Origin of the sequence: Micromonospora sp. NPDC047644, from assembly GCF_040704315.1 — a bacterium.
Classification (GTDB): domain Bacteria; phylum Actinomycetota; class Actinomycetes; order Mycobacteriales; family Micromonosporaceae; genus Micromonospora.
The window spans coordinates 18,280-42,816 of the sequence record NZ_JBEYSY010000019.1; the positions used below are offsets into that span (position 1 = coordinate 18,280).

Sequence of the window (24,537 nt, forward strand, 5' to 3'; positions counted from 1 at the left end):
TGTCGATCACCGGCGACGGTGCGCCCCCGTCGATCCGCTGGTTGCGCTCGCTCATGCGGCCCCCGTACCCCATCTCTCGCGCGCCCTCGGCGCACCGCCACCGGCAGGCGGTTCTGCCATGGTCACACTGAGCGATTCAATAGTCAATAAACCTTACAGTTGCCTGGCGGCCCGCTCCCCGGGGAGAGTGCGGGGATGGATCCCGTCCTGCTGGCCGACGCGACGAGCCCGGCCGACATCCCCGGCGTACGCCTGCTCGGCCTGGTCGTCGGGGCCCTGCTGCTCCTCGCCGCGATCCGGGCGATGTTCGGACGCCGCTGACCCACCCGCACCGATAACCGGTGTGACCTGGCACCGCCGGGGTACGGCTCTCCCCATCAGCAGGTCCGCGTGCCGAAGGGGTAAGCCATGAAGATCGGATATTTTCTGTCCAGTGAGGAGTTCACGCCAGCCGAGTTGCTGGAGCAGGCGCGCGGTGCCGAACGGGCCGGCTTCGAGGCGCTGTGGATCTCGGATCACTACCACCCGTGGGTGGACGCACAGGGCCAGAGCGCGTTCGTCTGGTCGATGATCGGCGCGCTCAGCCAGGTCTCGGCGCTGCCGGTGACCACGGCGGTGACCTGCCCGACCGTACGGATCCACCCGGCGGTGATCGCGCAGGCGGCGGCGACCAGCGCGGTGCTGCACGGTGGACGGTTCGTGCTCGGCGTCGGCACCGGCGAGGCCCTCAACGAGCACATCTACGGCGACGCGTGGCCGCAGGCGGACGTCCGGCTGGAGATGCTGGAGGAGGCCGTCGAGGTGCTACGCAAGCTGTGGAAGGGCGGTTTCGTCAACCACCACGGAAAGCACTACACGGTGGAGCATGCCCGGATCTACACGCTGCCCGACACTCCGCCGCCGATCTACGTCTCCGGCTTCGGACCGAAGGCCATCGACCTGGCCGCCCGGATCGGCGACGGCTACGTGAGCACCATGCCCGACGGCGAGATGGTCCGCCGCTTCCGCGAGAACGGCGGCGGAGACAAGCCGTGCCAGGCCGGCTTCAAGGCGGCGTACGCGGACAGCGAGGACGAGGGGTTGCGGATCGCGTACGAGCGCTGGCCCAACGCGGGGGTGCCGGGTGAGCTGTCCCAGGTACTCCCCTCGCCGCGGCACTTCGAGCAGGCCTCCGAGCTGGTCGAGCCGGAGATGCTCAAGGAGGCGTTCGTCTGCGGCAACAGCGCCGACGCGCACCTGGAGATGATCGACAAGTACGCCAAGGCGGGCTTCGACGAGGTCTACGTGGCCAACACCGGCCCGCACCACCAGGGTCTGTTCGACCTGTACCAGCGCGAGGTCCTGCCCCGGCTGCGCTGAGCCCCTGGCACCCGGGCCCATGATCTTCCGAATGCGTTTCGGTTGTCCTGGGCTCGGGTACCTCCGGCCCTCGATGAAACTGTCCACGCATTCGATGACGTTGCGCCGCGCCGCCCGCAGCCTGTTCGGTTGGAAGGCACTCCGGCCCAACCAGTTGGCCGCCATGCGCGCGGTCATGAAGCGACGCGACGCCCTGGTGGTGCTGCCCACCGGTGCCGGCAAGTCGGCGATCTACCAGATCCCGGCCAGTCTGATCCCCGGCCCCACCGTGGTGATCTCTCCGCTGCTCGCCCTCCAGCAGGACCAGATCGCCTCGCTCAACGAGCGGCAACGCCCGGAGCTGCGGGCGGTGCGGATCAGCTCGAACGAGTCCGCCACCCAGCAGGCCGAGGCGCTCGCCGACGTCCGCGAGGGCCGGGCGGAGTTCCTCTTCATCACCCCGGAACAACTCAGCAACCCCGAGCGGATGGCCGAGGTCGCGAGCCTGAAGCCGGCCCTGGTGGCGATCGACGAGGCGCACTGCATCTCGGCGTGGGGGCACGACTTCCGCCCCGACTACCTGGCGCTCGGGCACCTCATCGAGGGCATCGGTCGGCCGCCGGTGGTGGCGCTGACCGCCACCGCCTCCCCGCCGGTACGCGACGACATCATCGCCCGGCTGCGGCTGCGCGATCCGGACGTGGTGGTCTCCGGGCTGGACCGGCCCAACCTCTTCCTCGAGGTGGCCCACTGTCCGGACGAGGACTACCGCTGGCGACGCCTGATGACGCTGCTGCGCGACGAGGGGCGACCGGGGATCATCTACGTGCCGACCCGCCGTGCCGCCGAGGAGCTGGCCACCCGGTTGACCGACGCCGGCTACCCGGCGCAGTTCTACCACGGTGGGATGCCGATGGGCGCCCGCGCGGAGCTGCACGAGGCGTTCCTCGCCGACCAGGTCCCGATCATGGTGGCGACCTCGGCGTTCGGCATGGGCATCGACAAGCCGAACATCGCCTGGGTGGTGCACATGGCGCTGCCCGACTCGCCGGACAGCTACTTCCAGGAGATCGGCCGGGCCGGGCGCGACGGGCAACCGGCCCGGGTGCTGCTGCTGTGGCGGGCCGAGGACGTGAGCCTGCAGCGGTTCTTCAGCGGCGGCCTACCCGACGAGAACGAGCTGCGCGACCTGGCCGCTCTGCTGCGCAAGAAGGCAGCCACCAAGACCGAACTGCGCGAGACCACCGGCCTGGGGCCGCGCAAGCTGGGCCAGTACCTCTCCCTGCTGGAGCAGGTCGGCGCGGCCGAGCCACGCGCCCGGCAGCGCATCGGCGCCCCGCGCTACTCCCCCACCGCGGTGGACGCGGCCGCGGCGGCCCTCGCCGAGGCGGAACGCCAGCAGACGGTGACCCGGTCCCGTACCGACATGATGCGGGCCTTCGCCGAGACCAGGGCCTGCCGGGGGCAGACCCTGCTGGCCTACTTCGGCGAGCAGATGAGCGACGTCTGCGGGCACTGCGACAACTGCCACAGCGGCACCAGCGTGGCCGACCAGGGCGCGGTCGGGCCGTTCCCGGTGCACAGTCAGGTGCGTCACCCCGAGTGGGGGCAGGGCATGGTGCTCTCGTACGAGGACGACAAGATGACCGTCCTCTTCGAGGAGGTCGGGTACAAGACGTTGTCGGTGCGCGTGGTGTCCGAACAGGGCCTGCTGACCCTGGACTAGCCTGACCCGGGCGCGGTTGCGGGCCCGGTGGATCGACAGAGCAGAACACCGATTGACCACGAAGAGCAGGGCGGAAGGGGCGTTGTCGTGATCGAGCAGCCGGCGTACACCGGGTTCGGTTTCTCCGACGAGGAGTGGGGGCTGCTGGTCGGCCTGCCACAGTCGGTGTTGACCGCGGCGAGCGCCGCCGAGTCCGACGGCACCCGCCGGACCATGGCGGAGAACGCGGCCGGACTGGAGACCATCGCCGCCGGCCGGGAGTCGGCCAGCCCGCTGGTGGTCGCCGTGGCCGGCGAGATCGTCACCCGGGTCGGTGACCCGGAGACCGGCGAGGAGCTGCCGGTCATCGCGCCCGCCGACCCCGGGGCGTACATCGACGACGTGCTGCTTCGGGCCGGCGAGGCCAACGCCCTGCTGGCCGCGCGGGTCGACGAGGGTGAGGCCGGCGCGTACAAGCACTGGCTCGTGAAGATCGCCGAGCAGGTGGTGGGCGCCGCGTCCAGCGGCGGGCTGCTGGGCATCGGCGGCGAGTCGGTCAGCGACTCCGAGCGGCGTTTCCGCGACCGGCTCGCGCACGTGCTCGTCGACTGACCGACGACAACGACGTGTCGGCCGGACCGGTCGGCTCGGCGGCCAGCGCCGCGGGGTCGGCCGGCCGGACGCCGCGCAGCGTGACGAGCGCGGTGAGCGCGCCCAGCAGCATCACCGCCATGGCGGCGTACGCGGCCAGGTGCAGCCCGTCGGTGAACGCCACACCGGCGGCGTGGCGCACCGCGTCGGCCAGCTCCGCCGGCAATCCCTGGGCGACCGCGAGCGCACCGCCCAGGGTCTCCTGGGCCGCCGCCCCGGCGTCGGCGGGCAGCCCGGCCGGAAGGCCGTCGACGATCTCGCGGCGGTAGACCGCCGCACCCACGCTGCCCAGGATCGCCATCCCCAGCGCACCGCCCAGCTCGCTGCTGGACTCGGTCAGCGCCGAGGCGACACCTGCCTGCTCGGGTGGCGCCGCGCCGATGACCAGCTCGGTGACGAGAGACATCACCATCACCAGGCCGGCGGCGTAGACACTGGCGCCGCCGAGCAGCAGCCACAGCGGCGTCTCCGGGGTGACCCGGGTCAACACCACGAACCCGACCACGGCGATCCCGAACCCCGTGGCGATCAGGTACGCCCGTTCGACCCGCTGGGCGAGAGCGGCGGCGGCCGGTGCGACTCCGCCCACGGCGAGGGACGGCACGAGGCTCCACAGTGCCGCCCGCAGCGGGCTCAGGCCGAGCACCAGTTGAAGGTGCTGGGTGGTGAAGATGGCGAAACCGACGATGGCGAACATCGCCAGCAGGTTGACAGCGAGTGATCCGGCGAAGCCGCGACGGCGGAACAGGCCGAGGTCGACCATCGGGTACGCCCGGGTCCGCTGCCGGTGCAGGAAGAGCGTCGCCACCAGCAGACCGCCGACGATGGCGAGGATCCGCGCCGGGCTGAGGCCGTCCCGGGCCATCTCCTTGATGCCGTAGATCACCGGCAGCAGCGCCCCGAGCGACAGTGCCGCGCTGACCAGGTCGAACCGCCCGGCCGCCGGGTTGCGGAACTCGGGCACCAGGAACGGGACGAGCAGGAGCAGGAGCAGCATCGCCGGGATGTTGATCAGGAAGATCGAGCCCCACCAGAAGTGCTCCAGCAGGATGCCGCTGAGCACCGGCCCGATCGCGATGCCGCCGGTGAGGGTGGCGGTCCAGACGGCGATGGCGGTGCCGCGCTGCGTGGCGTCGTGGAACATGTTGCGCACCAGGGCCAGCGTCGAGGGCATCAGGGTGGCCCCACCGACGCCGAGCACGGCACGCGCGGCGATGAGCGTCGCGGTGCTGTCGGCGTACGCGGCCAGCAGCGACGCGCCGCCGAACGCGACGGCGCCGATCAACAGGAGTCGGCGTCGGCCGATCCGGTCCCCCAGAGCGCCCATGGTGATGAGCAGCCCGGCCAGCACGAAGCCGTAGATGTCGAAGATCCAGAGCTGCTCGGTGGCGGTGGGGCGCAACTCCGCGCTGATGAACGGGACGGCGAAATAGAGCACCGACACGTCCATCGAGACCAGGAGCAGCGGCAGCATCAGCACGGTGAGCCCGATCCACTCCCGCCGGCCCGCCCGCGGTGCCGGTGTGGTGGTGATCGTCATGATCAGTTCTCCTTCTGCGTATGACGTACGCTGTAATGCGTAGACCATACGCAGAACTAGGATGGCGGGGCAAGGAGGAAATGTGGCGGCGAAGACAGACGACGACGGCGGACCCGTACTCCCGCCGGCCATCGAGAGCGCGTGGGGCCTCCGGGAGCGGCCACCCAAGGGCCCCCGGCCGGGATTGAGCGTGCCCACCATCGTGGACGCCGCCGTACGCGTGGCCGACGCCGACGGCCTGACGGCCGTCTCGATGAGCCGGGTGGCCAAGGAGTTGGGCGCGGCGACCATGGCCCTCTACCGGTACGTCGGCTCGAAGGACGAGCTGCTCATGCTCATGGTGGACACCGGGTACGGCCCGTCCCCCGGCCCAGCCGAGCCGGAGGACCACTGGCGCGCCGGCCTCACCCGGTGGGCCTGGGCCGAGCACGAGGTGCTGCGGCGACGGTCCTGGCTGCTGCAGGTGCCGATCAGCGGCCCACCGGTCACCCCGCTGCAGCTCGGCTGGCTGGAGGACGGGCTGCGCTGCCTCGACGGCACCACGCTCGGCGAGGGCGAGAAGATGTCGGTGCTCCTGCTGATCACCGGGTACGTCCGCAACGAGGCCACCCTCGCCTCGCAGATCGCCGAGGGCAGCCGGGCGGCCGGCGTCGAGCCCAGCGAGATGATGCCGGCGTACGGTCGGCTGGTGGCCCGACTCATCGACCCGGCCCGTTTCCCCGCGCTGCACCGGGTGCTGAGCGCCGGTGTGCTCTACCAGGACGACGACCCCGACGACGAGTTCGCCTTCGGCCTGGACCGGATCCTCGACGGCGTCGAGGCCCTGATCCAGCGCCGAGCGGGCTGAGGGGCCCGGATGCTGCCGAGAGAAACCCTCGACACGACCGTCCTGCCACCCGGTGATCGGTTCGGGATGTGGCTGGAACTCGTCGCACGCACCTCGACGCCGATGCAGGTCCGGTCCGCCCACAGCGACGACTTCGCCGCCCACGCCAGCTTCATCGACCTCGGACCGATCCAGCTGGCGCAGTACGAGTACCCCTCCCTGCACGCCGCCCGGACCCGGAAAATGGTCCGTCAGTCCGACCCGGAGCTGTACATCCTCGCCCTCACCACCGGCGGCGTCGGCACCTCCAGCCAGGACGGTCGCCGCAGCGAGATCCTGGCCGGTGAGTTCACCTTCTACAACGCGTCCCTGCCGCACGACCTCGGTCACCACGCGACGGAGCCGGAGCGGGAGCGGGCCACCTCGATCACCACGATGATCCCGCACGCCGCGCTGCCCCTACCGCCGCAGCGGATGGCAGCGCTCTACGGCGGCCGGATGTCCGGCAGCGAGGGAATCGGGGCGTTGCTGGCGCAGTTCCTGATCCAGATCACCGGGCGTCCCGAGCAGTACCATGCCGCCGACGCCAGCCGGCTCGGCGCGGTGGGGCTCGACCTGGCCACCACCATGCTCGGCCGGCACCTCGTCGCCGAGGACGCCGTGCCGACCGAGGTCCGCCGCCGGGCGCTGCTCACCCAGGTGCAGTCGTACATCCACCGCCACCTCGGCGACGCGGCCCTCGGTCCGCAGGTGGTCGCCGACGCCCACCACATCTCGGTGCGGTCCCTGCACCGGTTGTTCGAGGCCGAGGACACCACAGTGGCGTCGTACATCCGGGATCTGCGGCTGGCCCGGTGCTGGCGCGACCTGATCGACCCGGCGCTGCGCAACCAGCCGGTGCAGACCGTCGCGGCGAGGTGGGGCTTCTCCGACAAGGCCCACTTCAGCCGAGCTTTCCGGGGCGCGTACGGCACCACCCCGCAGGAACACCGCGACAGCGGCTCGGATTTGGCGCGGATCGTCAACCGCCGGGCGTCCACGGTCAACTCGCTGCCGGCAGACTGACACCAACGCGGCCGGCCATCACCTGGTGGGCCGCCAACGGGGGCCGTGGCGAGGCGCCCGCCGCGCGAGCGGCGGGCGGCCGCCCGGTGGCATCCCGCGCAGGCCCGAGGCTCCGGCTCCGTCGCGCTTCCCCCCAGAATCGCCGGCGGAGCCGGTCAGGCCCCCTCCAGCAGCTTCAGGACCACCTGCTCCGCCTCCTCACGCGGCGCCCGCGGATCCACCGACGCCACCACTCCGTCGTGGTAGAGGTCGACCACCCGTGGGTCCACGTAGGACGCGCGAGCCACCGTCGGCGTGTTACCCAGCAGCTCCGCCACCGCACGCATCACGGCCACTACCGCCTTGCGCCGGGCGGTCACCGAACGGGCCGGGCCGGCGGTGGCCAACTCGGTGGCCGCGAGCACCGTGGCGTGCCAGGTGCGGAAGTCCTTCGCCGTCATCTCCCCACCGCTGGCGTCGCGCAGGTAGCCGTTGACCTCGTCGCTGCGCACATCGCGCCACTCCCTGCCGTCCCAGTAACCGAACAGCCGCTCCGCCCGTCGCCGACGACGGCGCAGGTTGGCCAACACCTGGCACAGCTCCGGGTCGTCGATCCGGCGTACCTGCTCGATGCCCCCCTTCGCGGGAAACACGAGCACCACGCAGTCACCGCGGGACCGGGCATGCTCGGGGCGCAGGGTGGCGACCCCGTAGGTCGGGTCGTCGCCGGCGGCGTACTGGTCGCTGCCGACCCGGAACATCCCCATGTCCAGCAGCCGGACCACGGTGGCCAGCACCCGGTCCCGCCCCAGTCCACGCCCGTCCAGGTCGCGCCCCACCCGCTCACGCAGCGTCGGCAGCCGCCGGGCCACCTCCAGCACGCGGTCGAACTTCGCCTCGTCCTGCTTCTCCCGCCACTGCGGGTGGTAGACGTACTGCTTGCGTCCGGCCGCGTCGATCCCGATCGCCTGGATGTGCCCGTTCGGGTGCGGCGCGATCCACACGTCCCGCCAGGCCGGTGGGATGACCAACTCCCGCAGCCGGGCCAGGACGTCCGGATCCCGCACCGGCGCCCCGGACGGGTCGACGAAGAGCCAGCCCCGACCGCGCCGACGCCGTCCGTACCCCGGTCGACCCGGGTCGCTACGCCGCAACCGCACCGGAGACCCGCACCACCCTCTCCACCTCGGCCACGGCGGCCAGCACCTCGTCGAGGCGCAGAGCCGCCATCGTCGGGTGGCTTCCTACCCCATCCCACCTGGGCCAATCCCGCTCGCCGGCCCAGAGCACCCGATGCCGTGGCCGATCCGGTGGAGGCCCCCACCGCGCCGGTGGCACCGGCCCGAAGAGGACGACCGACGGGGTGCCGTACCCGGTGGCCAGGTGGGCGACGCCGGTGTCCCCGCTGACCACCAACCGGGCGTCGGCCACCAGCGCGGCGAGCACGCCGAGGTCGGTCCGGCCGGCCAGCACGGCGTCCGGGCCCAGGCCCGCCGCCTCGGCCACCCGGGCCGCCAGCGCCCGTTCGTCGGCCGAGCCGGTGAGCAGCACCCGGTGCCCCTGCTCGGTCAGCGCCCGGGCCAGGCCGGCGAACCGCTCGGCGGGCCACCGCTTGGCCGGGATCTTGCTGCCCGGGTGCAGCACCGTGACACCACCGGGCAGCCCCGCCGCGGCGGGCCGACGCAGGGTCAGGTCGGCGCGGTCGGCCGGAATGTCGTACCAGGACAGCAGCCGGCACCACCGGTCCACCTCGTGCTCGTCGACATCCCAGCGCGGGCCGTCGGCGCAGCCGGCGTCCGGGCTGGCGAAGGCGAGAAGCCGACCGGGCCGGGTGGCCGCGAGCAGCCGGTGCGACTGCGGGCCGCGCCCGTGCAGGTTGACAGCCATCCACGGGGCCGACCCCACCCGGAGAGGGCGATCCAGCCCCGCGGTGTCCACCAGCCGGTCCACGCCACCGACCAGGTCGACCAGCGGGGCCAGCCAGCCGGGCGCGGCGAGCACCAGCTCCCGCGACGGGTACGCGGCCCGCAGCGCCCGCAGCGCGGGCGCCGCGGTCACCAGATCGCCGACGCCGAGGGCGCGCAGCACGAGGATCACGGGTACGACGTCTCCTGCTCGGCGCAGACCACCATCTCGCGCACCGCGCAGCCGGGCGGCTGATTGAGCGCGAACATGATCGCGGCGGCGGTGTCGGCGGGCTCGTTGAGGTTCGCGTCCGGGCCCGGCTTGTACTGCGGGTCCCGTTCGTCGAAGAACGCGGTGCGCATCCCACCCGGGATGAGCAGGGTGACGCCGACCTGACCGGCCAGCTCGGCGGCGAGGGCTCGGGTGAACCCCACCACGCCGAACTTCGCCGCGCAGTACGCGGTGGCGTCGCTGACCGCCTTGACGCCCAGGGTCGAGGCGACGGTGACGATGCGGCCGCGGGAGGTGAGCAGGAACGGCAGCGCGGCCCGGATCACCGCCGCGGTGGCCAGCAGGTCGACGGCGACGATCCGGTCCCAGGTCTCCCCCGGCAGGTCGGCGAGTCGACCCGGCACGTCCGTGCCGGCGGCGGTCACCACGGCGTCCAGGCCACCGGCCTGCTCGGCGAGGTGCCGGGTGGCCACCTCGGCGGCTCGCGTGTCGGCCAGGTCGCACTCGGTCCAGGACACCCCGTCGGCCGGCGGCTGCCGGTCCAGCACGACCGGACGGCCACCGGAGGCGGCCACCGCGGCGACCACCGCGGCGCCGAGGCCGCTGGCACCCCCGGTGACCAGGACGGTGGGCCCGGCACCGGGCCGTGTGGCGGTCATCGGGTCCGCTCCGCGAGCGTGCGGACGATCAGGTCGGTGGTGGAACGACCGTCCAGGTAGGGCACCACCACCGTGTTCCCACCCCAACGGCGGAGGACCTCCGCCTCCGGCAGTGCGGCGCCGGCGTCCCCACCACCGGTGGCGTAGTCGCCGCCCTTGACCCAGACGTCGGGGCGTACCCAGGACAGCGCCGTCTGCGGGGTCGGCTCGTCGAAGACGAGAACCGCGTCGACACAGCTCAGCGCGGCCAGCAGTCGGCTGCGGTCACCTTCGGACTGCACCGGACGGTCCGGCCCCTTCAACCCGGCCACGCTGGCGTCGGAGTTCAGGCAGACGATCAGGCAGTCGCCGAGCTGCCGGGCCGCCTCCAGGGTGGCCACGTGCCCGGCGTGCAGCAGGTCGAAGCAACCGCCGGTCGCCACCACCGTGCCACCCGCGGCGCGTACCTCACCCAGGAGTGTGGCGACAGCGGCCACTCCCACCCGGTCGGCCACCGCACCACCCTGTGGTCCCGGCTGGAGGGCTCGCGGCCCCGGCGCGCTCCGGGTCGGCACCGCTGGCGCCGACGGAGGCAGCGCCGTGGCCACTCCCCCACCGGCCACGTACGCGGACGCCTCGGCGACCGCCACCTGCACCGCCTCGCTGACCAGCGCGCCCTGGGCCAGTGCGACGCTGGCCGCCGCCGCGAAACGGTCGCCGGCACCGCAGGTGTCCCCCTCCGCGCTACCCGGCGTCGGCACCACCAGCGGCGTCGAACCGGCGTGGCAGAGCAACGCGCCGTCGCCGCCCAGCGTCACCGCGACCGCGCCCGCCCGCCAACGCCGCCGTAGTCCCTGGGCACCCCGCGACGCGGTGGCCAGTCGGGAGGCACCGGGTAGCGCGGGGACCAGGTCACGCACCTCGGACTCGTTCGGGGTGGCCAGGTGTACGCCGGGCACGGCCGCCGGGCCGCGCGGATGCGGGTCCCACACCACCGGGGCACGGGTGGCGGCCAACGCGGCACGCAGCGCGGGCTCCCGCGCCACTCCCCGGCCGTAATCGCTGACCAGCACCGCGGACGCCTCGGCGATCACCCGGAGCACCTCGTCGGAGGGCTGACCCGGCTCCCCGGACACGCCGCCCCGGTCGTGGCGCAGCAGCACCCGCCCCCGGGCCCGCAGCCGGATCTTCTCCGGCGTCGCGCCGGAGAGGGCCAGTGGGTACACCTGCACGCCGGCGGCGGCCAGCAGCGCACTCAGTCGGGCCCCACCGGCGTCGTCGGCGAGCGCCGTCACGAGCACCACCTCGGCACCCTGCGCGGCGGCGAACACCGCCGCCAGGCCGGCACCCCCCGGCCGGTCGGTGGCCACCGTCTCGTCGAGCACCGGCACCGGGGAGTCCGGGCAGAGCCGGTTCACCACACCTTCCACGTCCCGGTCGAGCAGGGTGTCCCCGAGCACCACCACCGGTCCCCTCACGCTTGCCTCCTCATCCTCACGCGTCGACCCGCTGTCCGACTCACGCGTCGACCTGCCGTCCGGGCCCGCCGTCGAGCACCACCTCGACGACGGTGCGTACCGGCGCGGCAGGCAGCCGACCGGCCGGGGCGGACTCCCCGGCCACGGGGTGGACGACCCCCGGACCGGCGGCTGCCGCCAGCGCGGCGGGCAACTCCTGTTCGAGGTACTCGCAGAGCAGATGACTGGTCACCAGGTGCAGCTCCTGGACGACCTGGGTGTCCGGGGACGCGACGGCCAACACGTCGTCGCAGGCCTCGGCGAGCGGATTGGGGGCGACTCCGGTGAGCGCCCAGGTGCTCACCCCGACCTCGCGGGCCGCCCGCGCGGCGGCGACCAGGTTGGGGCTGGTTCCGCTGGTGCTCAGCAATAGCAGGATGTCCCCCGGGCGGCCGTGGGCGCGCACCTGGCGGGCGTACACCTCGGTGTAGCCGTAGTCGTTGGCGATGGCGGTGAGCGCACTCGTCTCGGCGTGCAGCGCGATCGCGGACAGCGGCTGACGGTCGTCGTGCAGCTTGCCGACCAACTCGGCGGTGAGGTGCTGGGCCTCGGCGGCACTGCCGCCGTTGCCGGCCACCAGCAGGCGACCTCCGGCGACCAGCCGGTGGGCCAGGTCCGCGCCCCAGCGCGCCAACTGTCGCTCACACCGTCGGTACGGCACCAGTGCCGCGGCGAGGTTCGTCAGATGCGTGTCGAGCAGGCTGCCCGTCGGCATCAGGCCACCACCCGGGTCGGCCGGCGCACGGCGGCCACCTCGCTGTAGACCTCGACCAGCCGCTCGGCGGTGGCCGCCCACGAGTACCGCTCCCGGGCCCGCTCCCGCGCCGCCGTCGCGTACGCGAAGCGCCGGATCCGGTCGTCGAGCAACCCCTTCATCGCGGTGGCCAGCGCGTGCGGGTCCCGGGCCGGCACGAGGTCACCGGTCGTCCCGTCGACCACGGTGTCCCGGATGCCGCCCACGGCTGTGCCGACGACCGGCACCCCACAGGCCATCGCCTCCAGCGGGGTCAACCCGAACGGCTCGTACCAGGGTGCCGCGACCAGCAGGTCGGCCGAGCGGTACCAGCGGCCCATCTCCTCCCGGGGCACCGCGCCGACCAGGTGCACCCGATCGGCCACCCCGCACGACTCCGCGAGTGCCCGCAACCGGCGGGCGTACGGGTCGGTCTCCAACAGCCCCTCGGGTGGGCCGCCGACGACCACGCACTCGGCGTCCGGCACCAACTCCATCGCGCGGATCACGGTCTGGAAGCCCTTGCGCTCGACCAGCCGCCCCACGGTGAGGATGCGGGCCCGTCCCGGTTCCCGGTCGGCGGCCGGCCCGAGCGGGGCGAAGGTGGCGAGGTTGACCCCGGAGGGCACCACCGTCATCCGGGAGCGGGGCACGCCCATGCGGACCAGCTCGCCCACCTCGTCACGGCACTGCGCGACGACCCGGTCCACCGAGCGGCCCAGCTCCCGCTCGTAGGAGATCCGGCGGGCCGGGCTGGTGTCCTGCACTCCCTGGTAGCGGCGCTTCACAGTGCCCAACGCGTGGTACGTCTGCACCACCGGCACCCCGCTCTGCCGACCGGCGGTCAGCGCCGCCAGGCCACTCATCCAGAAGTGCGCGTGGATCACCTCGGGCACCCAGTCGCCGCCGCGCCAACGCTCGATCAGCCAGCGGCTGAACTCCCGCATGTGCGGCAGCAAGGCGTCCTTGGCCACCGGCTCGGCCGGGCCAGCCGGCACGTGCACCACGTCGTACCCGTCCGGGCTGTGGACGGTCACCGGCAGGTCGGGCGCGTCGCGGCGGGTGTAGACCCGCACCTCGTGCCCGGCGGCGGCGAGCGCGGCGGACAGCTCCGCGACGTGCGTGTTCTGACCGCCGGCATCCTCCCCTCCGAGGACGGCGAGCGGGCTGGCGTGCTCCGAGATCATCGCGATCCGCATACTTCCTCCTCCAGCAGCCGGTCCCAGTCAGCGAGGAATCGGTCGAGGCCGTACCGGTCGCGCGCGGCGGTTCGCGCCGCCGATCCGGCCTGCCGCGCGGTGTCCGGTTCGGCGATGAACCGGCGGGCGGCGTCGAGCAGGGTGTCGGTCCGGGTGGCGAGCGCCCCCGCCTCCGGGGGCACCGCCATCACCGCCTCGGTGGTGGCGAGCGCGACGACCGGCATGCCGATCGACATCGCCTCGATGAGGCTCAGCCCGAGGGAGGTCCACCGGCACAGGTGCAGGTACGCCCGCCGCCGGGCCAACTCGGTGTGCATCCGCTCCTGGGGCACGTCGTCGTGGCTGGTCAGCCGGTCAGCGGGCAGCCCGAGGTGGTCGGCCAGGCCGGCGACGCCCATGCCGAACACGTCCAGCGGCGCGATCTCGGCGAACTGGGGCAGCAGATCGGTGCCGGTGACCCGACCTCGCCGCACCGGTTCGTTGATCACCACGGCGAGCCGGTCCAGCTCCCCCGTGTAGGACGCGGAGGGGGCGACGATGCCGTGGTCGACCACCGTGGTGCGGGTGGCGCCGGTGTCCCAGAAGATCTGGTTGAACCCGGTGACGTGGGCGATGAGCAGGTCGTCACGGTCGGCCATCGGGTGACGGGTGTTCGGCACGTCGCCCTTGGGGGTGTTGTGCTCGACGTAGATCGCGGGAAGGTCGCGGCCGGGGCGGCGACGCAGCCACTGCTCGGCCCGGTCGATCTCCTCGGGCCGTTGCAGGATGACCAGGTCGACGTCCGCGCTCGGCAACTCCTCCGGGCTGACCTCGACCGCGCTGTCCGGCCACGGGTAGGTGCGGGCCCGGCCGAGGCCGTACGGGCCACGGTCGGGTGTGGTGGGAATCAGGTAGCGGTGGCTGCCGTGCACGAACGACGTGGTCCAGGAGCCGTGCACGTGCCAGAGCAGGATGTTCATCGGCCGCCACCACCGCCGGCGGTGAGGGTCCGGACCGCGGCGACCACGTCGATCGGGTCGACGCCGCTGAGGCAGGGATGCCCGGGGACCGGGCAACTGGCCGCCCGGGTGTCCCGGCAGGGCGCGGCGGCGTCGCCGAGCCGGACGGTGGGCACCCGGTAGGGCCCCCACTGGCCGAACGGGACGGTCGGCGCGAAGAGACTCACCACCGGTACACCGGCGGCTGCCGCCAGGTGCGCGGGCCCGGTGTTACCGACCACCACCGCGCTGGCGTCCGCGACGATCGCGGCCAGCCCGGCCAGGTCGGTGCGGCCGCCCAGGTCGGTCCCGCCGGCCGCGGCGACCTGGGCGGTGACGGCCCGCTCGTCCGGGCCGCCGGTGACCAGCACCCGGTGCCCGGCGTCGGCCAGCGCCCCGGCGATCCGGGTGGCCACGTCGGGCGGGCAGGCCCGGCTCGACGCCGCCGACCCGGGGTGCAACACCACGTACCCCGGATCGCCCAGGTCGGCCGGGCGGGCTGGCACGGCGTCCCGACGCAGCCGCAGGACCGGTTCGTCGCCGTCGGGCAGCCGATGGCCGGCGGCGGCGGCCAGGGAGAGGGCACGTTCGGGTTCGGGAACGCCCACCGGCACGCGGTGCCGGATGTCCAGCAGCGAGCCCGGATAGTCGTCGCTGATCGCCGCGATCCGGTCGACCCCCGCCATCCGCAAGAGCAGCGCCAGTGGCAGGGCGGACTGGTGGAACGAGGTGAACACCACCGCCTGGTCGGCGCCGACCGCGCCCAACCGCGCGGTCAGGCTCCGCACGGCCGCCGGGTCGACCTGCCCCGGCGTGGGATCGATCCACGGCAGCGGATGTTCGATGATCTCGTCGACGCCGGGCAACAGGTTGGCGGCGGCCCGACCGCGCGGACCGCACAGCAGCACCACCCGCTGCGCCCCGGCCGCGACGGCGCGGATCGCCGGGCCGGTGACCAGCACGTCACCGGCCGAGTCCGAGCGGACCACCAGCGCCGTCCGTACCGGTTCGGTGGGCGGGGTCGCGGGCTGCACGGCCTGTTGGCGGCGCAGGATCTCCGCCACCGCGGCCGGTAGGTCGTTGGCCACCCACCCGGCGGCGGCGACCTCCTCCGGCCGGGTCACCGGGGTCGGCACCAGCACACCCGCGGCCCCGGCGGCCAGGGCGGCGGCGACGTCCCGGCCGATGTCGCCCACGAGTACGCAGCGGGACGGCGTCGTGCCCAGCTCGCGGGCGGCGGCATACACCAGGCCCGGCGCCGGCTTGCGGCAGTCACAGCCGTCGGCGTCATCATGTGGGCAGACCAGCCACGCGTCGAACCGGCCCAGCAGCTCCTCGACGCGGGCGTGCACCGCCCACATCTGCTCAGCGGTGAAGTACCCCCGGGCCAGGCCCGACTGGTTGGTGACGACCGCCAGCCGCAGCCCGGACGCGCGCAGCCGGTCCAGCGCCGCCCGCGCGCCGGGCACCGGCCGTACCTTCTCCGGGTCGCCGTTGTACGGCACGTCCTCGATCAGGGTGCCGTCGCGGTCCAGCAGCACCGCGTCGTAGAGCACCGCTCGGGGGCTTGCGACAGATCCGGAGCCGGCGCGGTCAGCAGCGGCGTACACCGGGGCTGACCTGCGCTGATACGGATCCTCCTGGTCCTGTCGCACAGCCGGCGGGTTCCCTGCGCCCCGAGGAGTAAACGTCGCCGTCGAAGGGGTGGGCCAGCGCCGAAAGCGTTGCCCCGCGCAGGCCTTACCCGCCGCCCCGGAGAAGCTAACCCCGCCGGTCGTTAGCCGGTGCGTGGCGTGGGTATGAAAGCCCAGTGGCAATTGTGGAGAAAGTGATCGACGCGCCCCCGCAGCAGGTGTTCGACGTGCTCTCCGACGGCTGGACGTACAGCGACTGGGTGGTGGGCACCGCACACATGCGGGACGTGGACGAGGCCTGGCCCCGGGTGGGCAGCCAACTGCATCACCGGGCCGGCCCATGGCCGATCTCGTTGCAGGACGCCTCGACGGTGCTGGTCTGCGAACCGCCGCACCGGCTCGTGCTCAAGGCCGGTCTCTGGCCGGCGGGCGAGGCGATCGTGGCCTTCACCCTCGAACCGGTCGGCGACGGCGCCACCCGGGTGCGTCTCGGGGAGGATTTCGCGGCCGGACCGCTCCGCTGGGTCCACAACAAGATCAACGATCTCGTCCTGCACCGGCGTAACCGGGAGACGCTGGCCCGGCTCTCCGACATCGCCACCCGGCAGAAGGGGTGACAGTGACACGGACCGTGGTGGTGACCGGGGCGAGCGCCGGCGTCGGCCGGGCCGTGGCCCACGCGTACGCGGCTCGCGGCGCCCGGCTGGCGCTGCTGGCACGGGGCGAGGCCGGTCTGGTCGCCGCCGAGCGGGAGTGCCGACTGCGCGGCGCGACGGACGTACGCGTGTACCGGGTCGACGTGGCCGACGCGGGCGCGGTGCAGCAGGCCGCCGACGACGTGGTGCACCACTGGGGCGGCATCGACGTGTGGATCAACAACGCGATGGCCTCGGTGTTCGCGCCGGCCTGGGAGATCCCGGCGCGCGAGTTCCGTCGGGTCACCGAGGTCACCTACCTGGGCACCGTGCACGGCACCCTCGCCGCGCTGCGGCACATGCGGGCGCACGGGCGGGGCACGATCGTCCAGGTGGGATCGGCGTTGGCCTACCGGGGGATCCCGCTGCAGTCCGCGTACTGCGCCAGCAAACACGCCGTCCAGGGGTTCAACGACTCGCTGCGCGCCGAGCTGCTGCACGACTGCCCGGGGGTGAAGTTGTCGATGGTGCAGCTACCCGCGGTCAACACGCCGCAGTTCTCCTGGGTCCGCACCCGGCTGCCCCGGCATCCGCAGCCGGTGCCGCCGATCTTCACTCCGGAGCTGGCCGCCCGCGCCGTCGTCTGGGCCGCCGACCGCGGCACCAGGGAGCTGAACGTGGGTGGCCCGACCTGGCAGGCGCGGGTGGGTGACGCCCTGTTCCCCGGCCTGCTGGACCGCAAGCTGGCCCGCGACGGCTACGACAGCCAGCAGACCGGCGAGAAGATCGATCCGGCGACCTGGCGCGACAATCTGGATCACCCGGGCGATGCGGACACGGACCGGGGCACGGCGGGCGTGTTCCGTGAACAGGCGCGGGACCGTTCGGCGGCGCTCTGGGTCGGCACGCACAAACCGGCGCTCTCGGGTGTGGCGCTCGCCGTCGCGGCGCTCGCACTCAGCGCGGTCGCTCGCCGTCGGCGCTGACCCCTACAAAGCTCTGACCAGGGGTTCGACGCCCGCGCGCGGTGGGCGGCGAGGGCCCGCGACACCCGGGAGGGGTGCCTCCCTCCGACCGAATGCGGGAACTAGATACCCTTTCCATGACCCTTGTCCGCAAACCGAGGATGACCGACATGATCAAGCCGGTGCAGTTGCCGTCGCCGTGGCGGGACGCACGCCTGACCGTCGTCGTGCCCACCTACAACGAGGCGGGCAACCTTCCGACGCTGGTCGAGCGACTGCTCGCGCTGCCGCTGCCAGGGCTGCGCATCCTCGTCGCCGACGACAACTCCCCCGACGGCACCGGGGAGGTGGCCGACAAGTTGGCCATCGAGAACCCCGACCGGATCGAGGTCGTGCACCGCGCCGGCAAGGAGGGTCTCGGCCGGGCGTACGTGGACGGGATGACCCGGGCGATCGAGGGCGGCGCCGAGTACGTCGCGCAGATGGACGCCGACCTCTCGCACCCACCCGAGGCGCTGCCAGGGATGCTCGGCGCGCTGCTCTCCACCCAGGCCAGTGTGGTGATCGGTTCCCGCTACGTGCCCGGCGGCGAGCTGGACGAGAACTGGCCGCTCTACCGCAGGGCGCTCAGCGGCTGGGCCAACCTCTACGTGCACACCCTGCTGAGGGTCCGCATCCGGGACCTCACCGCCGGGTTCAAGATCTGGCGGGCCGAAGCCCTGCGCGACATCGACCTGGAGCGGGTGCAGTCCAACGGCTACAGCTTCCAGGTGGAGATGCACTACCTCGCCACCAAGCTGGGGCACACGATCCTGGAGGTGCCGATCCGCTTCGAGGAGCGGCGCGACGGCGTCTCCAAGATGACCACCGCGACCAAGGTGGAGAGCGCCCTGATGCCCTTCCGCCTCCGCAGCAAACACCGCAACATAACCCGCTGAACCACCACACACCCAAGCGCCCGCCCCGCCCCGCCCCGCCCCGCCCCGCCCGCCCCGGCCCCACCCGGCCCGGTTGATCATGGAGTTGTGGTGCCGGTTCAGCACCCGGTTGAGCACTTTGTCACCCACCACAACTCCTTGATCGACGGCGCGGGGCGGCGCGGCCCGGGGCGCGGCGGGGTGCGGGGTGTTACACGGGGTAGATGGCTTTGTGGGCGGTGGCGATGGCTGCGGCGTACGCGCGGCCGGTGAGCGCTCGGTCGCGGGCCAGGGCCGCCCGGGCGGCGTTCGCGCCGGGCGCGCCGTGCACACCGCCGCCGGGGTGCGCCGAAGCGCTGGCCAGGAAGAGCCGGTCCACCGGGGTGTCCGCCCGACCCAGGCCCGGGATCGGGCGCAGGAAGAGCTGCTGGTACGCGGCGGCCGTCCCGCCGCCGAGCGTCCCACCGACCAGGCTCGGGTTGCCCTTCTCCAGATCGGCCGGCCCGGCCACGTGTCGGCCCACGATCAGGCTGCGGAAACCCGGGGCCGCGGCCTCCAGCACGTCCTCCATCCGCTGCACGTGCCCGGCGACCTCCTCGGCCCGCCAGTCCCGCCGGAACGGCAGATGGGTGTACGACCACAGCGACTCGGTGCCCGGCGGTGAGTGACTCGGGTCCGCCACCGACATCTGCCCGACCAGCAGGAACGGGTCGCGGGGCAGCTGGCCACGGGCCAGTTCGCTGGCGTAGTGGGTGAGCCCGTTCAGGTCGGCCCCGAGGTGGACGGTGCCGGCACCGGCCAACTGCCGGTTCGTCCAGGGCATCGGCGCGGAGAGCGCCCAGTCCACCTTCAGCGTGGAGCCGTCCCACCGGAAGTGCGCCAGGTCCTCCACCAGCCGGGACGGCAGTGCCGCGGCACCGACCAGGTCGAGGTAGAGCGCCGGTGCCGGCACGTCGGCGAGCACCGCCCGGCGGGCTCTCCAGAGCGCGCCGCCGACGGTCCGGACCCCCATCGCCCGGCCTCGGGCGGTGAGCACCCGGTCGACCGGAGCGCCGTAGAGGATCGCGCCGCCGCGCGCCTGGAGCCGATCCACCAGCGCGTTGGTGATCTGCTGCGCGCCGCCGTCGGGCACCGGCCAGCCAATCTGCTGGCCGAGCATGGCCAGCAGCCAGCCGTACACCCCAGAGCCGGCCTCCTCCGGGGACAGGTCGGTGTGCAGGGCACAACCGGCCAGCAGGGCCGGCCCGCCGGGACCGTCGAAGAGTTCGCTGCCAAGTTTGCGGACCGGTACGACGAGTCGGCGCGCGAGTCGCAGCGCGCCGGCGACGCGCAACCGACGCAGCAGGCCCACCCCGCCGCGGACCGGCGGGAACGGCGAGGTGATCGCCTCCAGCATCGGCTCGGCCACGTCGAGCCAGTCGGTGTACGCGTTGAGCCAGCGCTTACCGTCCCCGGGAGCGAACTGCTCCAGCGACGCGGCGGTGACGTCCGGATCCCGATTGATCACCGCGGCTCGACCGTCGGGCAGCAGGTGCGCCAGCACGTCCGGCGAGTGCCGCCAGGACAGCCCGTGCCGGCCCAGGTCCAGGTCGCCCAGCACGGGCGAGGCGTACCCGAGGGGGTAGAACGAGCTGTAGAGGTCGCTCAGGTAACCGGGCGCGGTGACCTCGGCGGAGCGGACCGCGCCGCCGGGCACCGCGGTCGCCTCCAGCACCACCACGTCCCAGCCGGCGTCGGCCAGCAGGTTGGCCGCCACCAGGCCGTTGTGCCCGGCCCCGACGATGACGGCGTCCGCGCTCGGCGCGGTGGTGGTTGTCATCGGATCCGCCTACCCGGCACGCAACCGGGCGAAACGCGTTTGCCTCGTCGAGGCCGGGGCATCCAGCGCCGCATGTACACGGTTGCGCAGCTGGTGGGCGGGGTGTGGGGTGCGGGCGGCGACGGCGGCGAACTGGTGGTGCGTGATCCGGCGGACGACACGCCGGTGAGCACGGTGCCGGTGGCCACCGCCGACGAGGTGGGCAAGGCGACCCAGGCGGCCCGCAACGTGGCGGCCCAGTGGGCGGCGACCGCCCCGGCGGAACGGGCGGCGGCGCTGCACCGGGCCGCGGACGCGGTCGAGGCGGTCGTCGAGGAGTTGGCGGCGGCGGTCACCGCGGAGATGGGCAAGCCGTTGGCGGACGCCCGCGGCGGCGTCGAGGCGGGAATCGGCACCCTGCGACAGTATGCGGAACTGGCGCCGCTGCGCGGCGGGCGCACGCTCAACGGCGAGAACGCCGCGCTGGACTTCCTGACCCCGCAGCCACGCGGGGTGGTCGCGGCGATCACCCCGTGGAACGACCCGGTGGCGGTCTCCTGTGGACTGCTCGCAGCGGCCCTGGTGAGCGGGAACGTGGTGCTCTACAAGCCGAGCGAACGCACACCGGCGACGGGTTGGATGCTGGCCCGAGCACTGGACGAGGCACTGCCGGCCGGGGTGTTGTCGTTGCTCACCGGCGGCCCGGAGGTGGGTGCGGCGCTGGCGGCGCAGGACGTCGACGTGGTGGCCCACGTGGGTTCCACGGCGACCGGGCGGGCGATCGCCGCTGCGGCGGCCCGTACCGGGGCGAAGGTGCTCCTGGAGAACGGCGGCAGTGACCCGTTGATCGTGGACGCTGGCGTCGACCCGGAGTGGGCGGCGGAGCAGGCCGCGCTCGGCGCGTTCGCCAACGCCGGGCAGATCTGCGTGGCGGTGGAGCGGCTCTACGTGCACCGGGAGGTGGCCGACGATTTCGTGGCCGCGCTGGTCCGACGCGCCGCGGCGCTGCGGGTCGGGCCGGGCCGGGACCCGGGCACCGAGCTGGGTCCGCTGGTCGACCGGCGGCACCGGGACCACGTGCACGGTCAGGTGGCCGCCGCGCTGGCGGACGGCGCACGGGTGCGGGTGGGCGGCGAGGTGCCGGACGGACCGGGGGCGTTCTACCCGGCCACCGTCGTCACCGACTGTCGCCACGACATGCCGTTGGTCCGGGAGGAGACCTTCGGGCCGGTCGCCCCAGTGGTGGTCGTCGACTCGTTCGGCGAGGCGTTGCGCTGCGCCGCGGACTCCCCGTACGGGCTGGCCGCTACGGTGTTGACCCCGTCGATGAGTCACGCGCAGCGGGCGTGGCGGGAGCTGCCGGTGGGCACGGTCAAGGTCAACGCGGTGTTCGGGGGTGCGCCGGGGGGTGCCGCGCATCCGCGCCGGGCCAGCGGGCAGGGTTTCGGGTACGGCCCGGAGCTGCTGGACGAGTTCACCGCGACGAAGGCGGTGCACATTGAGGCGCCGGGGGGCGGGCACTGGTGAGAACAGCACGGGCGGACGCAGGGGTGGAGCGTCCGCCCGTACCGCGTCGGTTGTGTTCCGGTGCGGCGGCGATCAGTCGCCGCGGGCCTTGCGGGTGGCGCGGTCGTTGGCCTTCTCGATGGCCGTGACCAGCTCCGGTTTGGTCATGCTGGACCGCCCGGGCACGTCGAGTTTGCGGGCCACCGACATCAGGTGGTCCTTGGTGGCGTTGGCGTCCACGCCACCGGCGGTGGGGGCCCGTCGTTCCGGACCGCCGCCGGCGGCCTGCTGGTCGCTGGGTCCCTTGCGGCCCTTCGGCTCCCAGTGGTCGCCCACCTTTTCGAACTGGTGCTTCACCGCGGCGAAGGCGGTGCGGTGCGACCGCTCCCCCTCGCCGTAGGTCTCCACCGCCGAGTCGTGCGTCTTCTCCCAGGTGCGCTGCGCCTTCTCCGGGGAGCGTCGCAGCGTGCTGGGCAGGTCTTCGCGCCCGGGCATCTCGTCCTCCTCCGTGTCGACAGGGTGACTGTGAGAGTTCCCCTGGTACGCGGCGGCAAACCCTGGCGGCACCACCGGGCCTGGTGGGGGTTTGTCGATTTCGCCGTCCGGGTACCGCCGCGTCCAGGCCAGAACCGGGACGACCGGTCATCCGGCGGCCGGGGCGCAGGGAGCGGGCATGACGACCACGGAGCCGGGTACGACGCTCGATGGCACTCCGCACGCCCGGGTGCCCCGACGGATGCGGCAGCTGAGCTGGCGGACCTGGCGCGGGGTGCTGGTCCGCAGCGTGCAGAACTTCGTCAACGACAACTGCTCCGACTGGGCCGCCGCGCTGACCTACTACGGGGTCCTGGCGCTCTTTCCGTCCGCCATCGTGGTGGTGGCGCTGGTCGGCCTGGTCTCCGACGGGGAGCGGACCCTGGACACCGTGGTCGACCTGGCCAACCAGGTCGGCGCCGGGTCGGTGCTGACGACGGAGAACGGCGGCGTGGTCGGGGTCATCAAGACAGTGGTGCTCGACCAGAGCAACCCGAAGCTCCTGCTGAGCTTCGGTCTGCTCGGCGCGCTCTGGTCCGCGTCGGGCTTCATCGGCGCGTTCACCCGGGCGTCGAACGCGGTCTACGGGGTGACCGAGGGCCGCCCGGTCTGGAAGCTCCGGCCGCTGCAGATCGGCCTGGCGGCGATCACGCTCGTGCTGCTCGCGGTGGTCGCCCTCGGCCTGATCGTCAGCGGGCCGGTCACCGACGCGGTCGGCGACCTCATCAACGCCGGCGGCCTGGCCCGCACGACGTGGAGCGTGGCGAAGTGGCCGGTCCTCGCCATGATCATGATGGTGCTGCTGTCCCTGCTGTTCTGGATCGCGCCGAACGTGCGACAGCCCCGGTTCCGCTGGCTCACCCCGGGCGGCGCGGTGGCCCTGGTCTCCTGGGCGGCGGCCTCCTTCGGCTTCGGCCTCTACGTGGCCAACTTCAGCTCGTACAACACGACCTACGGCAGCCTCGGGGCGGCCATCGCGTTCCTGGTCTGGCTCTACCTGTCCAACTCGGCACTGATGCTCGGTGTGCAGATCAACGCGGAGGTCCAGCGCGGGCGGCGGTTGCAGGCCGGCGAACCGGACCCGGAGGACCCGGTGCTGCCGCCGCGCAAGCCCGCCGACGACTGAGCCTGGCGTTTCCGGCCCGGATGTCCGGCCCCCGGCCGGACCGAGGGCCGGTGCCGGTTTATCGGCCCGGGTGCCGGGTAGCGCAGAAGGCATGGAGCGTGGCAACAGCAAGCACGGACCGAGGATCGACGAGCAGATGAGCCAGGAGGTCAGCGGCCTCGTACAGGGGCCGGGGACCGGTGGCTCTCGGGTCGACGAGTCGCGGGTGCCGGAGCCGGCCGGCGAGGACCAGCCGGAGACGACCACCGCCCCGGCCGGCGACCTGCGCACCGGCACCCCGCAGGGCATGAGCTCTACGGACGTCGAGCAGCGCAGCCGGCTCGGCCGGTTCATCTCGATGAGCGCGCTGCCGGGCGACCGTCTGGTGCTCCTTGCCAGCGCCCGCGAGAACGAGGCGCCGGACGACATCGTGGCGGCGCTGGAACGGCTGCCCGAGGGCACCGTCTACCAGACGGTCTCCGAGGTGTGGGCGGCGCTGGGCAACAAGAACGAGACAACTCGCTGGTGACCAGGATCGCCCCCGATCCGACAACCCACCGGCGACTGAAGGAGGTTCCCCGATGAGTGGCGTTACCGAACATGTGGACGTGTCCGTACCCGTGCGCACCGCGTACGACCAGTGGACGCAGTTCGAGGAGTTCCCCCAGTTCATGGAGGGTGTGCAGGAGGTTCGGCAGCTCTCCGACACGATGACCCACTGGACCGTGGACATCGCCGGGGTGAAGCGCGAGTTCGACGCGGAGATCACCGAACAGCTCCCCGACGAGCGGGTCGCCTGGCGCTCGACCGACGGCACGCAGCAGGCCGGCGTGGTGACCTTCCACCGATTGGACCAGGACAAGACCAGGGTCACCCTGCAGCTCGAGTTCGAGCCGCACGGCGTGGTCGAGCAGGCCGGCGACAAGCTCGGCATCGTCGACCGACGGGCCAAGGGCGACCTGGAGCGGTTCAAGACCTTCATCGAGCGGCGTGGTCAGGAGACCGGCGCCTGGCGCGGGCAGGTGGACCGTCCCCAGCCGTGACCCTGGGCAGCATGACCTGAGATGGCCGCCGGGCTACCGGCGGCCATCGTCGTGTCCGAGCCTGCTCGGCGGGTACCGTTTGCGATCATCGTGCCC

The 24,537-nt window shown here is 73.1% G+C and carries 24 protein-coding genes; 13 read left to right on the plus strand and 11 right to left on the minus strand.

Translation table 11 applies throughout. From position 1 onward, the window contains the following. The first annotated feature begins 195 nt into the window (after positions 1–195). The 4 genes from AB0877_RS27195 (at position 196) to AB0877_RS27210 (ending at position 3,655) form a co-directional block, all read left to right on the plus strand. Entirely contained in the window at positions 196–321 is a 126-nt protein-coding gene (locus AB0877_RS27195; RefSeq protein WP_255750123.1) for a hypothetical protein, read from the plus strand. Positions 322–408: 87 nt separating this feature from the next. Then, complete coding sequence (locus tag AB0877_RS27200) at positions 409–1,359, plus strand: TIGR03557 family F420-dependent LLM class oxidoreductase (protein ID WP_366612418.1); 951 nt, start codon at positions 409–411, stop codon at positions 1,357–1,359. A gap of 73 nt (positions 1,360–1,432) precedes the next feature. Then, entirely contained in the window at positions 1,433–3,064 is a 1,632-nt protein-coding gene (locus AB0877_RS27205; RefSeq protein WP_366612419.1) for a RecQ family ATP-dependent DNA helicase, read from the plus strand. Positions 3,065–3,151: 87 nt separating this feature from the next. After that, positions 3,152–3,655 (plus strand): hypothetical protein, encoded by a 504-nt coding sequence (locus AB0877_RS27210; RefSeq protein ID WP_366612420.1) that lies wholly within the window; start codon positions 3,152–3,154, stop codon positions 3,653–3,655. Here AB0877_RS27210 and AB0877_RS27215 read toward each other — a convergent pair. Continuing rightward, a complete protein-coding gene (locus tag AB0877_RS27215) occupies positions 3,600–5,234 on the minus strand; it encodes an MFS transporter (RefSeq protein WP_366612421.1) in 1,635 nt (544 codons plus the stop codon). The two genes, AB0877_RS27210 and AB0877_RS27215, sit on opposite strands and share 56 nt — an antisense overlap. Positions 5,235–5,316: 82 nt before the next feature. Here AB0877_RS27215 and AB0877_RS27220 point away from each other — a divergent pair, with 82 nt between their 5' ends. Beyond that, a complete protein-coding gene (locus AB0877_RS27220) occupies positions 5,317–6,081 on the plus strand; it encodes a TetR/AcrR family transcriptional regulator (protein ID WP_366612422.1) in 765 nt (254 codons plus the stop codon). Between the two features lie 9 nt (positions 6,082–6,090). Beyond that, positions 6,091–7,125 (plus strand): helix-turn-helix domain-containing protein, encoded by a 1,035-nt coding sequence (locus tag AB0877_RS27225; protein ID WP_366612423.1) that lies wholly within the window; start codon positions 6,091–6,093, stop codon positions 7,123–7,125. Positions 7,126–7,280: 155 nt separating this feature from the next. Here the strand turns inward: AB0877_RS27225 and AB0877_RS27230 are convergent, their stop codons facing one another. The 8 genes from AB0877_RS27230 to AB0877_RS27265 are packed head-to-tail and all read right to left on the minus strand — an operon-like array spanning position 7,281 to position 15,845. Next, on the minus strand, positions 7,281–8,264 hold the full coding sequence (locus AB0877_RS27230; RefSeq protein WP_366612424.1) for a DNA topoisomerase IB: 984 nt from the start codon (positions 8,262–8,264) through the stop codon (positions 7,281–7,283). Beyond that, positions 8,248–9,201, minus strand: a complete 954-nt coding sequence (locus AB0877_RS27235; RefSeq protein ID WP_366612425.1) for a glycosyltransferase family 9 protein — start codon at positions 9,199–9,201, stop codon at positions 8,248–8,250. Before AB0877_RS27235 ends, AB0877_RS27230 begins: the two co-directional genes overlap by 17 nt. Beyond that, positions 9,198–9,899 carry an SDR family oxidoreductase gene (locus AB0877_RS27240; RefSeq protein WP_355007232.1) on the minus strand — a complete coding sequence of 234 codons (702 nt, stop codon included), beginning with the start codon at positions 9,897–9,899 and terminating at the stop codon, positions 9,198–9,200. Before AB0877_RS27240 ends, AB0877_RS27235 begins: the two co-directional genes overlap by 4 nt. Then, positions 9,896–11,356 (minus strand): PfkB family carbohydrate kinase, encoded by a 1,461-nt coding sequence (locus tag AB0877_RS27245; RefSeq protein ID WP_366612426.1) that lies wholly within the window; start codon positions 11,354–11,356, stop codon positions 9,896–9,898. The genes AB0877_RS27240 and AB0877_RS27245 overlap by 4 nt, the downstream gene beginning before the upstream one ends. 40 nt (positions 11,357–11,396) lie before the next feature. Next, positions 11,397–12,113: an SIS domain-containing protein gene (locus tag AB0877_RS27250; RefSeq protein WP_366612508.1), complete on the minus strand. Its 717-nt coding sequence runs from the start codon at positions 12,111–12,113 to the stop codon at positions 11,397–11,399. Next, a complete protein-coding gene (locus tag AB0877_RS27255; protein ID WP_366612427.1) occupies positions 12,110–13,327 on the minus strand; it encodes a glycosyltransferase in 1,218 nt (405 codons plus the stop codon). Before AB0877_RS27255 ends, AB0877_RS27250 begins: the two co-directional genes overlap by 4 nt. Then, a complete protein-coding gene (locus tag AB0877_RS27260; protein WP_366612428.1) occupies positions 13,312–14,286 on the minus strand; it encodes a glycosyltransferase in 975 nt (324 codons plus the stop codon). The genes AB0877_RS27255 and AB0877_RS27260 overlap by 16 nt, the downstream gene beginning before the upstream one ends. Further along, on the minus strand, positions 14,283–15,845 hold the full coding sequence (locus AB0877_RS27265) for an HAD-IIIA family hydrolase (RefSeq protein ID WP_366612509.1): 1,563 nt from the start codon (positions 15,843–15,845) through the stop codon (positions 14,283–14,285). Before AB0877_RS27265 ends, AB0877_RS27260 begins: the two co-directional genes overlap by 4 nt. Positions 15,846–16,114: 269 nt before the next feature. Here AB0877_RS27265 and AB0877_RS27270 point away from each other — a divergent pair, with 269 nt between their 5' ends. From AB0877_RS27270 to AB0877_RS27280, 3 genes are all read left to right on the plus strand, one after another. Next, positions 16,115–16,555 carry an SRPBCC family protein gene (locus AB0877_RS27270; RefSeq protein WP_366612429.1) on the plus strand — a complete coding sequence of 147 codons (441 nt, stop codon included), beginning with the start codon at positions 16,115–16,117 and terminating at the stop codon, positions 16,553–16,555. 2 nt (positions 16,556–16,557) lie between these two features. After that, a complete protein-coding gene (locus tag AB0877_RS27275) occupies positions 16,558–17,559 on the plus strand; it encodes an SDR family oxidoreductase (protein WP_366612430.1) in 1,002 nt (333 codons plus the stop codon). A 149-nt stretch (positions 17,560–17,708) separates the two neighbouring features. Further along, a complete protein-coding gene (locus AB0877_RS27280; RefSeq protein ID WP_355007225.1) occupies positions 17,709–18,476 on the plus strand; it encodes a polyprenol monophosphomannose synthase in 768 nt (255 codons plus the stop codon). Between the two features lie 190 nt (positions 18,477–18,666). Here the strand turns inward: AB0877_RS27280 and AB0877_RS27285 are convergent, their stop codons facing one another. Next, complete coding sequence (locus tag AB0877_RS27285; protein ID WP_366612431.1) at positions 18,667–20,274, minus strand: NAD(P)/FAD-dependent oxidoreductase; 1,608 nt, start codon at positions 20,272–20,274, stop codon at positions 18,667–18,669. Between the two features lie 72 nt (positions 20,275–20,346). Here AB0877_RS27285 and AB0877_RS27290 point away from each other — a divergent pair, with 72 nt between their 5' ends. Then, on the plus strand, positions 20,347–21,780 hold the full coding sequence (locus tag AB0877_RS27290; RefSeq protein ID WP_366612432.1) for an aldehyde dehydrogenase family protein: 1,434 nt from the start codon (positions 20,347–20,349) through the stop codon (positions 21,778–21,780). 72 nt (positions 21,781–21,852) lie between these two features. On the opposite strand, the gene AB0877_RS27295 is transcribed toward AB0877_RS27290, so the two are convergent. Beyond that, positions 21,853–22,254, minus strand: a complete 402-nt coding sequence (locus tag AB0877_RS27295; protein WP_210785235.1) for a ChaB family protein — start codon at positions 22,252–22,254, stop codon at positions 21,853–21,855. Between the two features lie 178 nt (positions 22,255–22,432). On the opposite strand from AB0877_RS27295, the gene AB0877_RS27300 reads away from it, so the two are divergent. From AB0877_RS27300 to AB0877_RS27310, 3 genes are all read left to right on the plus strand, one after another. Continuing rightward, the gene (locus AB0877_RS27300) at positions 22,433–23,419 is read left to right on the plus strand and encodes a YihY/virulence factor BrkB family protein (RefSeq protein WP_366612433.1); all 987 of its coding nucleotides are present in this window, start codon (positions 22,433–22,435) and stop codon (positions 23,417–23,419) included. 91 nt (positions 23,420–23,510) lie between these two features. Continuing rightward, complete coding sequence (locus AB0877_RS27305; protein ID WP_366612434.1) at positions 23,511–23,927, plus strand: DUF2795 domain-containing protein; 417 nt, start codon at positions 23,511–23,513, stop codon at positions 23,925–23,927. Positions 23,928–23,979: 52 nt separating this feature from the next. Further along, complete coding sequence (locus tag AB0877_RS27310; RefSeq protein WP_366612435.1) at positions 23,980–24,441, plus strand: SRPBCC family protein; 462 nt, start codon at positions 23,980–23,982, stop codon at positions 24,439–24,441. Positions 24,442–24,537: the final 96 nt, after the last annotated feature.